This is a genomic window from Marinomonas sp. PE14-40, assembly GCF_051623805.1.
Classification (GTDB): Bacteria; Pseudomonadota; Gammaproteobacteria; order Pseudomonadales; family Marinomonadaceae; genus Marinomonas.
Window position 1 is genome coordinate 1,140,918 of sequence record NZ_CP130700.1, and the last position, 12,573, is coordinate 1,153,490.

Annotated in this window: 8 protein-coding genes; 2 read left to right on the plus strand and 6 right to left on the minus strand. The window is 41.5% G+C overall.

The window, feature by feature from the left end; translation table 11 throughout:
• Nucleotides 1–113: 113 nt before the first annotated feature.
• Nucleotides 114–2,393: a bifunctional diguanylate cyclase/phosphodiesterase gene (locus tag Q0A08_RS05205; RefSeq protein ID WP_438465408.1), complete on the plus strand. Its 2,280-nt coding sequence runs from the start codon at nt 114–116 to the stop codon at nt 2,391–2,393.
• Nucleotides 2,394–2,459: 66 nt separating this feature from the next.
• Here the strand turns inward: Q0A08_RS05205 and prpF are convergent, their stop codons facing one another.
• The 5 genes from prpF to Q0A08_RS05230 all read right to left on the minus strand — a co-directional run bounded on the left by prpF (nt 2,460) and on the right by Q0A08_RS05230 (nt 9,440).
• On the minus strand, nt 2,460–3,638 hold the full coding sequence (gene prpF / locus Q0A08_RS05210) for a 2-methylaconitate cis-trans isomerase PrpF (RefSeq protein ID WP_438465410.1): 1,179 nt from the start codon (nt 3,636–3,638) through the stop codon (nt 2,460–2,462).
• A 117-nt stretch (nt 3,639–3,755) separates the two neighbouring features.
• Nucleotides 3,756–6,359 (minus strand): Fe/S-dependent 2-methylisocitrate dehydratase AcnD, encoded by a 2,604-nt coding sequence (gene acnD, locus Q0A08_RS05215; protein WP_438465411.1) that lies wholly within the window; start codon nt 6,357–6,359, stop codon nt 3,756–3,758.
• A gap of 197 nt (nt 6,360–6,556) precedes the next feature.
• Entirely contained in the window at nt 6,557–7,681 is a 1,125-nt protein-coding gene (gene prpC / locus Q0A08_RS05220; RefSeq protein WP_438465413.1) for a bifunctional 2-methylcitrate synthase/citrate synthase, read from the minus strand.
• A 134-nt stretch (nt 7,682–7,815) separates the two neighbouring features.
• Complete coding sequence (prpB, locus tag Q0A08_RS05225) at nt 7,816–8,721, minus strand: methylisocitrate lyase (protein ID WP_438465414.1); 906 nt, start codon at nt 8,719–8,721, stop codon at nt 7,816–7,818.
• 23 nt (nt 8,722–8,744) lie between these two features.
• Entirely contained in the window at nt 8,745–9,440 is a 696-nt protein-coding gene (locus Q0A08_RS05230; RefSeq protein ID WP_438465415.1) for a GntR family transcriptional regulator, read from the minus strand.
• 332 nt (nt 9,441–9,772) lie between these two features.
• Between Q0A08_RS05230 and Q0A08_RS05235 the strand changes: the two genes are divergently transcribed.
• Complete coding sequence (locus Q0A08_RS05235; RefSeq protein WP_438465417.1) at nt 9,773–11,011, plus strand: iron-containing alcohol dehydrogenase; 1,239 nt, start codon at nt 9,773–9,775, stop codon at nt 11,009–11,011.
• A 55-nt stretch (nt 11,012–11,066) separates the two neighbouring features.
• Here the strand turns inward: Q0A08_RS05235 and Q0A08_RS05240 are convergent, their stop codons facing one another.
• Nucleotides 11,067–12,326 (minus strand): HD-GYP domain-containing protein, encoded by a 1,260-nt coding sequence (locus Q0A08_RS05240; protein ID WP_438465418.1) that lies wholly within the window; start codon nt 12,324–12,326, stop codon nt 11,067–11,069.
• Nucleotides 12,327–12,573 lie beyond the last annotated feature (247 nt).

The window sequence follows — 12,573 nt, forward strand, 5'->3', positions numbered from 1 at the left end:
GCTGTGACCTTTGGTCACAGCGTTTTACTTATATAACCCTCTCTTCTTAGTTCAAATATTGATCAGATCCGCTTCTACTGTTAGGCTCAGTATGTAACCTAGGTATGAAATTTATGAGTGATCAAACTAAGTCTCAGTTACTTGAAGAAATTGCCCAACTCAGTAATGAACTTTCCCACCTCAAACTGACCAAGGAAGAACAGTCAGCAGAACTACTCAAAAGCGAGGAACGCTTTACACTTGCCATGCGTGGAGCAAGTGATGGTCTATGGGACTGGGATCTCAAAACTGACAATGTTTATTACTCCCCGCGCTGGAAAAGCATGTTGGGGTATGAAGAACATGAACTCAATAGTTCCCTATATACTTGGGAGTCAATGGTCCATGCGGATGATAAAGCATTTGTACTCGCTTGCGTTCAAGACTATCTAACCAACAAAGCAGACTCCTTCGAAGTTGAAATGCGCATGCGCCATAAAAATGGCAGCTATTTATATATTCGCTCCCGTGCTTTCAAAGTAACACAAGAAAACAATACCACCATACGTCTTATTGGCACTCATGTAGATATTACCAAGCGTAAAAAGGCTGAGCTGTTTGCCGCACGCAACACGAAAATTCTAGAAATGATCGCTAAAGGTTTTGCTGCTAAATTAATCTATGACGAAATCGCTTTAATGTATGAAGAAAGACATTCTGGCATGTTTTGCTCCATGTTAATTCTAGAGGGAAGCAAGCTCATTCACGGTGGTGCTCCGAGCTTACCAAAAGAGTATTGTGAAGCCATTAATGGCATAGAAATCGGACCTAATATTGGTTCATGCGGTACAGCCACATTTACGGGTAAACAAGTATTAGTAGAAGATATTAAAGTTGACCCAAAATGGGAAAAAATTAAACATTTAGCCTTACCCCATGGCTTGAGATCTTGCTGGTCTGAACCTGTTATCAGCCCTTCAGGAAAAGTACTTGGGGCATTCGGCATGTATTATCAGCAACCAGGCTTACCTGATGCAGAAGAATTAGATGATCTAAAGTCAGCGGTGCGTTTAATCAGTATCATTATGGACAGAGATAACAACCTTAAACGCATTAAAGAGCTTGCCTATACAGATGAACTTACTAAGCTTTCAAGCCGCGCTCAACTCTATATCAGCTTAGAAAACCTCATACGCTCTTCTCAACAACAATCACAACTTTTTAACTTAATTTATTTAGACCTAGATAATTTTAAGCATATTAATGACAGCTTAGGCCATGATGCTGGAGATAACCTTCTACAAGAGGTTGCCATGCGCCTTGCAAATTTTGCCAAGCAATATGAGCTTGTTGCACGCATTGGTGGGGATGAGTTTTGCATCATCATGAAAAATGATGAAAACAGTAAAGAAGATGTGATTGATATGGCCAAACAATGCTTAAAAATCATTTCAGAACCAGTTTTTCTATTTGGACGTCGCTTTATTCCAACCTGTAGTCTTGGCATCGCACGTTACCCAATTGATGGAAAGGATCTGACAAGCCTTTTAAAAGCAGCGGATACCGCTCTATATTCAGCTAAAGATCAAGGTAAAAATGGCTATGCTTTTTATCAAATAGAGTTAACTCAGCAAGCTGAGTACCGATTTAAAGTAGAACATTATTTAAGAGAGGCTATAGAGAAAGAACAGCTTAGTCTTGTTTATCAGACACAGGTCGATATAAAAACAGGCAAGGTAGTAGGAGTAGAAGCATTAGCGAGATGGTACCACCCTATTCTAGGCAATATTCCTCCAAGTGACTTCATCCCTATTGCTGAACGTATCGGTATGATCAAGCCGTTAACTAACTGGGTATTAAATACCGCTTGTCAGCAAGCAATTACATGGCGCCTATCTGGAATAAAGGTCTTACGTATGGCGGTAAATATTTCACCTAGTCACTTCTTAGAAGCTGACTTTGTGACCATGTTAGATAACATTATCCAAACTACAGGGATAGAAGCGTGTCAGTTAAAACTCGAAGTGACTGAAGGAGCAGTACAAACCAACCAGTCCAATTTAACTGTTTTCAAACGTTTAAAAGAACTTGGTATTCTGATTGCAATAGATGACTTTGGAACAGGCTATTCATCCTTTGCCTCCCTTAAACATTTGCATGTTGATGTGCTGAAAATAGATAAGTATTTTGTTGATGATATTCTAACGGACACCAAATCCAAGCATTTATTTTCATCCATGATTAACATGGGACAAAAGCTAGGCTATGAAATTATTGCTGAAGGGGTGGAAAGTGAAGCCCAATACGCGCTTTTAAAAAGATTAGGCTGCGATACCATTCAAGGTTATATATTCAGTAAGCCTGCGTCTGCAAACGACATCATGCCACTCTTACCCAAGTTAACTGAGTCTTAAGTGGTGATTAATATAATTTTGTATAAAGCCTGCTAGCTAAGCAGGCTTTATACTGGATACTAATATTTAAAAAGCATCTTGAGGTACGCGAACCCAGCCTTCCATTAAAACTCTGGCACTACGGCTCATTATCGCACGGTCTACAGACCACTGACCGTCAACTTCACTGGCTTTAGCGCCGACTCGCAAGGTTCCTGAAGGGTGACCGAAAGTCACCGAGTTTCTTTCGCCACCACCTGAGGCCAGATTAACCAAGGTACCCGGAATCGCTGCCGCAGTCCCTATTGCAACAGCTGCTGTCCCCATCATGGCATGATGTAATTTCCCCATAGATAAGGCCCTCACACACACATCAATATCATTCGCGCTAACGTTTGCACCACTTGAGGCTTGGTAATCTTTAGCAGCAGCAACAAAGGCTACTTTTGGCGTATGTTGGCGCTGCTCTGCTTCCTCAAGAGATTGAATCAATCCCATTTTCAACGCCCCATGAGCACGAATAGATTCAAACTTAGCGAGCGCCTTAGCATCACTATTAACCACTTCTTGCAATTCAGTACCGCTATAACCTAGTTCCTCTGCATTCAAGAAAATAGTTGGAATGCCGGCATTAATTAATGTTGCTTTAAATGATCCGTATTCAGCGACTTCAAGCTGGTCTACCAAATTGCCTGTTGGAAACATAGCGCCTGCACCATCAGCTGGATCGACAAACTCCACTTCAACTTCCGCTGCGGGAAAAGTCACACCATCAAGCTCAAAATCACCTGTTTCTTGCACTTCGCCATTAGTCATAGGCACATGTGCAATAATGGTTTTTTCGATATTCGCTTGCCAGATTTTAATGGTCGCTAAACCATTCTCAGGCAGTTTATCCGCATCCACCAAACCATTTGAAATTGCAAACGCACCTACCGCCGCGGTTAAGTTGCCGCAATTCCCACTCCAATCGACAAAGGCTTTATCTATTGCTACCTGACCAAATAAGTAGTTCACGTCATGATCTGCCTTGTCAGATTTAGAAATGATGACTGTTTTGCTGGTACTTGAGGTTGCACCACCCATGCCATCGGTTTGCTTACCATAAGGGTCAGGACTGCCTATAACACGAAGCAATAAGTCATCTCTCACCTTTCCATGGACTCGCGCTGCTTCAGGTAAATCTTGTAGACTAAAAAACACACCTTTGCTGGTGCCGCCACGCATGTAAGTCGCTGGAATTTTAACTTGCGGTAAATACGCCATACCATGAAACCTCTAAAAATTATGCCATTATCAAGGCAATAAAAGGGCGAGCGGGACCCGCAAGAAAATAGGCAGAAAAGCTGCGAGCCCCACTCATAAACTTAAACAAAGATGCGGTTAAGCATTATTCGCTAAAAAGTCTTGAGCAAAGCGCTGCAATACACCACCAGCCTCATAAACAGAAACTTCTTCTGCGGTATCCAGTCGACAAGTCACAGCCACTTCAATACGCTCACCATTGTTGCGCTCAATAATCAAAGTTAAAGTCGCGCCAGGTGTTCTTTCTCCAATCACGTCGTAGGTTTCTGTCCCATCAATTTGATAAGTATGACGATTCTCTCCCGCTTTAAATTCAAGCGGCAAAACGCCCATGCCAACCAAGTTTGTTCTGTGAATACGTTCAAAACCTTCAGCTACAATCACTTCAACACCTGCTAGACGGACACCTTTAGCAGCCCAATCTCGAGATGATCCTTGTCCATAATCCGCACCAGCAACAATGATCAAAGGCTGTTTGCGATCCATATAGGTTTCGATTGCTTCCCACATACGGCTTTCTTGGCCTTCTGGTTCAATACGCGCCAGTGATCCTTGTTTGATGTCACCCTTCTCATCACGGCACATCTCATTTAACAGTTTCGGGTTAGCAAAAGTTGCTCTTTGCGCAGTTAAGTGATCTCCACGGTGTGTCGCATAAGAGTTAAAATCTTCTTCTGGTAAACCCATTTTGTCTAAATATGCACCCGCAGCACTGTTAAGCATGATGGCGTTAGAAGGAGATAAATGGTCAGTGGTAATGTTATCGCCCAATACCGCCAACGGACGCATACCTTTCATTGTACGCTCACCAGCAAGAGCCCCTTCCCAATAAGGTGGTCTGCGAATATAGGTGCTTTGTGCTCGCCAGTCATAAAGAGGGCTTGGCGCTTTTTCAATGGTACCCAGATCAAACATAGGAATATAAATTTGTTTGAATTGCTCTGGTTTCACCGCTGTAGCAACGATTTCATCAATCTCTTCGTCACTTGGCCAAATATCTTTCAGACTAATGTCATTACCAGATTGGTCTTGCCCTAAAATGTCTTTTTCTATGTCAAAACGCATAGTCCCCGCAATGGCATAAGCAACAACCAATGGCGGAGAAGCAAGGAAAGCCTGCTTAGCATAAGGGTGGATACGACCATCAAAGTTACGATTACCTGATAATACAGCCGTCGCGTATAAATCTCTGTCGATCACTTCTTTCTGTATTTTAGGATCAAGGGCGCCACTCATGCCATTACACGTTGTACAGGCGTAAGCCACAATACCAAATCCTAATTTTTCCAGCTCAGGCAACAAACCAGCTTCTTCTAGATAAAGTTTTGCAACTTTAGAACCCGGAGCAAAAGAGGTTTTCACCCAAGGTTTACGAACTAAACCCAATTCATTCGCTTTTTTGGCCACAAGAGCCGCAGCTACGACGTTTCTAGGGTTTGACGTATTTGTACAAGAAGTAATAGCAGCGATAATCACAGCCCCATCAGGCATCTGACCATCAGCTTCTTGTGCTTTAGCTGCATCAAGTCCTACTGCAATACCGCGTGACTCTAATTCTGTCGTCGGTAAACGTCGATGAGGGTTTGAAGGGCCGGCCATATTACGGCACACACTAGATAGATCAAATTCAAGCACTCGCTCATACTGGGCTTCAACTAGGTCATCTGCCCATAAGCCTGTTTCTTTCGCATAAGCTTCAACTAAGGCAACTTGTTCTGGTTCACGGCCCGTTAGTTTAAGGTAATCAATGGTTTGTTCATCGATATAAAACATGCCCGCAGACGCACCAAATTCAGGTGTCATATTAGAAATAGTGGCACGGTCACCTATGGTCAGCTTGCTAGCACCTTCACCAAAGAACTCTAGGTAAGAAGACACCACTTTTTGGTTTCTCAAAAACTCAGTAATCGCTAAAACAATATCTGTCGCGGTAATACCTGGCTGGCGCTTACCCGTTAGCTTAACCCCTATGATATTCGGTAATCGCATCATAGAAGGACGACCCAACATAACGGTTTCAGCCTCTAACCCACCCACACCAATGGCGATCACTCCCAATGCATCAACATGAGGGGTATGACTGTCTGTTCCCACACAGGTATCTGGGAATGCAACGCCTTCTCGTGCTTGAATCACGGGCGACATTTTTTCTAAGTTAATCTGGTGCATGATGCCATTGCCCGCAGGAATCACATCGACATTTTCAAAGGCTGTTTTTGTCCATTCTATAAAATGGAATCTGTCTTCATTACGTCTGTCTTCAATCGCTCTGTTTTTCTCAAACGCATCCTTATCAAAACCCGGCGCTTCTACAGCTAAAGAGTGATCCACAATTAACTGGGTAGGCACCACTGGATTGACTTTCGCAGGGTCTCCACCTTGATCAGCAATGGCATCACGAAGGCCAGCCAAATCAACCAAAGCGGTTTGTCCAAGAATATCGTGACACACAACACGCGCAGGGAACCAAGGAAAATCTAAGTCCCGCTTACGTTCAATAATTTGCGTCAAAGCTGCTGTTAGCTCTTCTGGTGCACAACGGCGAACCAAGTTTTCCGCTAATACTCTTGAGGTATAAGGTAAGGTGGCATATGACCCTGGTTTAATGGCTTCCACCGCTTCGCGAGTGTCGTAAAAATCTAGGCCAATGCTCGCCAAAGGTTTGCGATATAAAGTATTCATAATAGCTATCCAGCAGTATCAAGAGACAAACAGTTAATAAACAAGCCTGTCTGAATAAAGGTTTAAGCGATATTTCAGGCAACAAAACACTCTAAAAAAAACTTTTCTAAGCGCTTTTTAGACATGTTTTACAGCGCATTAATTGAATTGATAAATCAGGTGAGGCTGAGTTTTAATACTCAACCTCACCAAATCGATTAGCGTTCGCTAATAGGCTTAACAGTGCGAGGTTCAGATCCGGTGTAATCCGCACTTGGACGAATAATACGGTTGTTCTCTCTTTGCTCCATAACATGTGCAGCCCAACCGGTTAGGCGAGAGCAAACAAAGATAGGCGTGAATAGTTTTGTCGGAATGCCCATAAAATGATAAGCAGATGCATGGAAGAAGTCAGCATTACAAAACAGTTTCTTGGTATCCCACATGAACTCTTCACAAGCCACAGAAATATCGTACAAAGAGGTATCACCATTTTCATGAGCCAATTTTTCAGACCATTTTTTGATGATGACATTACGTGGATCTGAAGTGCTATAGATAGCATGACCAAAGCCCATGATTTTTTCTTTACGCTCTAGCATACCTGCCATTTGCACTTTGGCATCTTCTGGCGAAGAGAACTTCTCTATCATGTCCATTGCTGCTTCATTCGCACCACCGTGAAGAGGGCCTCGTAAAGAACCAATCGCACCTGTGACACAAGAATGCATATCAGACAAGGTAGAGGCACACACACGTGCGGTGAATGTTGAAGCGTTAAATTCATGCTCAGCATACAAAATCAAAGACACATCCATCACACGACGATGTTGATCTGATGGTGTTTTACCACTCATCAATTTAAGTAGATGACCGCCGATAGAGTCTTCATCTGTCTTACAGTCAATTTCTACCCCATCATGAGAGAAACGATACCAGTAACACATGATGGCAGGAAAGGCACCCAGCAGGCGGTTTGCCGCTTTGTTTTGGTCATTAAAATTGACTTCAGGTTCAAGATTACCCAAGAAAGAAGCACCGGTACGCATCACATCCATAGGGTGCGCATCAGCAGGAATACGTTGCAGCACTTCTTTTAATGCTTGCGGTAAGTCACGCATACCCGCCAGTTGTGTTTTATAAGCATCAAGCTCAGCTAGGTTTGGTAGTTCACCGTTAAACAACAGATAAGCTACTTCTTCAAAGCTGGCATTATCAGCAAGGTCCGATACGTCATAACCGCAATAGGTTAAACCACTACCCGATTTACCGACGGTACAAAGCGCTGTTTCACCTGCACTTTGTCCACGAAGTCCTGCACCTGTTAATTTTTTAGCTGTCATAATTACACCTTTTCCTGTTGCAAAGCCCTTTAGTTATATTCCTTTCATAAGCCAATCTAAATTCATTAGATAGACTTACCCAAAGGCTTTGCAGATAATTTGATTTAAGTCTTTTTTATTCTTAGCACATCAAGTTATTTGTTCTTACCTTGAGAAAATAGCTGATCCAGCTTTTGCTCATAATCGTGGTAACCAAGATAATCGTACAATTCCATACGGGTTTGCATATTATCAATGGCGGCTTTTTGATCACCGTCAGTTAATAAGGTCTGATAAACGTTTTCAGCCGCTTTATTCATCGCTCTAAAAGCTGAAAGAGGATACAGCACCATAGCAGCCCCCCACTCGCCTAGCTGTTTCTTATTCCATAGTTCGGTTTGGCCAAACTCAGTAATGTTAGCCAAAATCGGCACATCTAAGGCTTCAGAGAATGCTCGGTAATGCTCTTCTGTTTTAACTGCTTCAGCGAAAATGCCATCGGCCCCTGCTGCGACATAAGCTTTTGCTCTAGCAATCGCAGCGTCCAATCCTTCTTGGGCGAAAGAGTCAGTACGTGCCATGATGAAGAAGTCAGGGTCAATACGTGCGTCAACAGCCGCTTTAATTCGGTCTGTCATCTCTTCAACCGAGACAATTTCTTTATTCGGTCTGTGACCACAGCGTTTTTGCGCCACTTGATCTTCGATATGAACAGCGGCAGCGCCTGCTTTCTCCATATCACGAATGGTTTTAGCAATGTTAAATGCTCCACCCCAACCTGTATCAATATCAACCAATAGCGGTAAGCTAGAAGCAGACGTAATACGTTGCACATCAACAATGACATCATTTAGTGATGTCATGCCTAAATCAGGCAAACCATAAGAAGCATTTGCCACGCCACCGCCCGACAAATAAATTGCCTGATGACCTAATTGCTCAGCCATCATGGCGCAATACGCATTGATAGTGCCGACAATCTGTAATGGCGCATTGTTTTTAAGGGCTAATCGAAACTTAGCACCAGGTGATAACCTTGTTTGTGACGAATCTTGTGACATGATATTTGTCCCCTTACTGGATTTTATTGTTGATTGAGCTGATTTTGCTCAGCAATTTTGTTTTCGATATTTTTTCGAGAAGCAGCAATGTGACGACGCATTAATAACTCAGCAAGTTCACCGTCTCTATCACTAATCGCTTCAATAATTCTGGAGTGTTCAGAGAAAGCACGACTCGCCCTTGGGCTGTTCATACCAAACTGGCAGCGGTACATACGGACTAGGTGATATAATTGTCCACAAATTAAGTTAATCAATTGCGCGTTGTGGCTACCTAAAATCACCTTATAGTGAAAATCGAGATCACCTTTCTCTTGATAATAGGCAACCCCATCTTGTAAGTCTTGAGCCGTTGAATGCTGTGACAACATAGCCCTCATGTCGACAATCTCTTCATCAGTCATATTTTCAGCAGCTTGACGACATGCCATACCTTCCAATGCTTCACGCGTAATATAAAGCTCTAACAAACCTTTAATACTGCATTCAACTACGCGAGAACCTACATTAGGTTTGCGTTCAATAAGATGACACTTTTCTAGACGATTCAAGGCTTCACGTAGGGTAGAACGGCTTACTTGATATTGTTTAGCCAGTTCAGGTTCGCTGATTTTACTGCCAGCTAAAATGTCACCTTCAACAATAGCATGCTGAATCTGTTCAAAGACTTTATCGGCAGTTGTCACTGCTAAGGTTTTTGTTGGATTATCAAGAGGCATAATATTGTCTACAATTTGTTTGATTTATGAGCATACTAAAGAATATTGAGAATAAGTCAATCCTACCAAAGTACAATTGTCGACAATTATAGTTCAATATTTGTTTATGAGAGATAAAAAACCTTTTTAAATAACTAATTGTCAGACACTTTTAGCAGCGTTTTGCCAAATCCAATCAATTTCATAGACATTCGTATTAGATATTTAGCTCCCTACTAAACAAGTTATAGGGATCTAGGAGTAAGTTGGTTTAAACAGTGAAATTCAGATAGAATCCATACAAATGTTGTAAATCGAAAGAAAAACAAAAACAAACGAAAAAAAGGTGTGATATGACGGCTATTTTAGACAATTTTGAATTTACTCAATGGCCAAAAATCCACTATGGTTCGGGAGTTACTCAAAATTTAAAAACGCGACTAGACGATCTAGAAACTGTTTTATGGGTAACTGGCGGTAAAAAAGGGACATACTCTGCTTATTTCAAACGATTCCTTGAACTAACCGATATACAAATACCCTCAGATAACATTGTTCAAATTGGCGCTGAACCTAGCCCTTCTGATATCGATGAGATTTCTCGTAAATTCCAAAATGAGAACCACCAAACTAAAATAACCAAGGTCATTGCTATAGGTGGTGGCTCGGTACTTGATGCCGGTAAAGCATTAGCTGCCATGCTCATGACAGAACACAGTTTATTAGATTATTTAGAAGGTGTAGGTAAAGGGCTCCCACTGCCAGATCACATACTACCTTTCATTGCTATCCCTACAACATCTGGCACGGGCAGTGAAATGACATCAAATGCAGTGTTTAGCCAAGTGGGCAATAAGGGGTTTAAGAAGTCGATTCGTCATGACAAATTGATTCCAACCGAGATTTGGTTAGATGCTCGTTTAACTATGTCTTGCCCTCCTCTTCAAACGGCATGTTGTGGGTTAGATGCCTTTACTCAGTTACTTGAGTCTTACCTTTCCACTAAGAGCAGCCTAATTACAGACACCCTAGCAGAGAAAGGCCTTGAGCTTATCATTAGAAACCTCATACCTGCCTGTACGAATAAGGCTGATGATCCAGATGTTAGAGGTGAACTGGCCATTGCAGCCATGTTATCCGGTAGCTGCTTAGCTAATGCCGGTCTTGGTATCGTGCATGGTATTGCTGGTCCGATGGGTGGTTTATATGAGATTCCCCATGGAGTTGCTTGTGCTGGGCTTATTGCTGAAGCAAATCAAACGACGCTTGATGCTTTAATCAAAAACGATGATTCTTCACAAGATGCGACACACGCTATTCATAAGATGGCAAAGATTGGTCGTATGTGTACTCAAAACACATCACTAGAAGACAGTTCATTACCAGCCAACAAATTATCAGATATGGATTATTGCCAGATATTAGTCGACACCCTCTTTGCTTGGCAAAAAGAGCTTAATATCCCTAAGTTCTATCAGTATGGTTTAAGAACAGATGCGCTTGATGACCTAGTAAGATCATCAAGCAATCGAAATAACCCAGCAGTTTTAAGCAAAGCAGAAATAAAGGCACTTATTACTGCCTGTATTTAAGCGTTGCAGACTAGAAAGGGTTAGGTCACTTGAGGGAGACCTAATCAAGAATCAATCAGGCTTTATCTGTGTGATCAAAATAGTAGTTAACCCGCATACGCGGATTTAAATAAGAGAAGACTTCTTCAGAAAGTTGACTAGGATGTATTGCTTTAACAATCTTAAGATCTTGGTTTTCATCCAAATCAATAATCACTGCTTCATCTTTTGGTACTAGCGGATCATAAATTAGCACGTTAGGTGCTAAGAGTTTATTTAAGTTAACTGAAATCACCAAAGCACACTGGCCACTATCTAGCTCAACGACAGTACCTGGTGGGTAGATACCCAATAGTTTCACCAAAAGACTCAGCGAGTCTTCTTCATACTTTGCTTTATCCACTTTAAATTGGTGCGCTAAAGCAGCAAAAGGTGTTTTGGCATTCTTGATATTAATCGGATGACACAAACTATCATAATTGTTGACCACTGATAGAATGTGAGAAAGAGGATCCAACTCCTTGCCTTCGAGCCCTAACGGGTGGCCACTCCCATCATAATATTCATGATGCTGCTCTATCAATTTAAGCGCTCTATCTTCAAAATTTGATGAAGTAACCAAGAGTTCAATACTGTATTTAGGATGTAATTTTAGAAAATTACTTTCAGCAGCATTTAAAGGATCTGTTTTGCGCAATATTTGAGCGGGTATCTTGAGTTTACCAACATCATGAAATAACCCGGCAAGCCCTAACAAGGTTAAATCTGCTTTACCTAACCCTTTCTTTTTACCTAACAACATAGCAAGAACAGAAACATTTAACGCATGATAGTAAAGCCCCTCGTCTTCCTTACTTTCATTCATTAAATGCAAAACAGCATCACCCTTATTGAGTAGGTGATCAGTAATGTCATCAATTAACTTTGTTGCTTGATCCACTGATTGAGCTGGCTTATTACGCATATCACGCATGATATTACGTACATGGTTCATAGAATTCTGAAAACACTTTTCAGTACGGCCTAAATCAGATTTAAATGATTTAAGCTTCTGCATGCGCTCTTCTTTAATCAGAGTTAGCTCGTCTTTTAGCTCTTCGACCTCAGTTTCATCTTGGGTATCTTCCACCAAATCTGACATAGGAATAGGCTTGGCATCACTTTTACTAGGTACAGCCATGACATGGCTTACCCCTAAACTCTTAATAATTTTAATTTGATCAACTGTTTTAATCTTAAAATGATTTAAAACAAATGGGTGCTGGAACCACTTCAAAGGTAGTTGCACATATATACCTGGTTGTAACTGCTCAACCGCTACCTTTACGCCCTTCATAAAATATCATTACACCTTAAAAAATTTACACTGGTTAACTTATTATATGGAAAACAGCTGATACCAAGACAAGAATACATCAAACATCGGTTTGTGTTTTTATAATAGAATTCAGTTTTATAGCATAAGTTTAACATTGTCTAATGATAAAACCACACCGCTTTTACTGAAACTAAACCTACCTAGACTTTCCTAAATTAGCTTAACTTTCTTAACCTTAGGTCTAAGTAAGAGTACTCAAGCTGCT

Excerpts from the sequence above, each read along its gene's own strand:
- Q0A08_RS05205 (WP_438465408.1), top strand. The coding sequence starts at position 114 with ATGAGTGATCAAACTAAGTCTCAGTTACTTGAAGAAATTGCCCAACTC.
- prpF (WP_438465410.1), bottom strand. The coding sequence starts at position 3,638 with ATGGCGTATTTACCGCAAGTTAAAATTCCAGCGACTTACATGCGTGGC.
- acnD (WP_438465411.1), bottom strand. The coding sequence starts at position 6,359 with ATGAATACTTTATATCGCAAACCTTTGGCGAGCATTGGCCTAGATTTT.
- prpC (WP_438465413.1), bottom strand. The coding sequence starts at position 7,681 with ATGACAGCTAAAAAATTAACAGGTGCAGGACTTCGTGGACAAAGTGCA.
- prpB (WP_438465414.1), bottom strand. The coding sequence starts at position 8,721 with ATGTCACAAGATTCGTCACAAACAAGGTTATCACCTGGTGCTAAGTTT.
- Q0A08_RS05230 (WP_438465415.1), bottom strand. The coding sequence starts at position 9,440 with ATGCCTCTTGATAATCCAACAAAAACCTTAGCAGTGACAACTGCCGAT.
- Q0A08_RS05235 (WP_438465417.1), top strand. The coding sequence starts at position 9,773 with ATGACGGCTATTTTAGACAATTTTGAATTTACTCAATGGCCAAAAATC.
- Q0A08_RS05240 (WP_438465418.1), bottom strand. The coding sequence starts at position 12,326 with ATGAAGGGCGTAAAGGTAGCGGTTGAGCAGTTACAACCAGGTATATAT.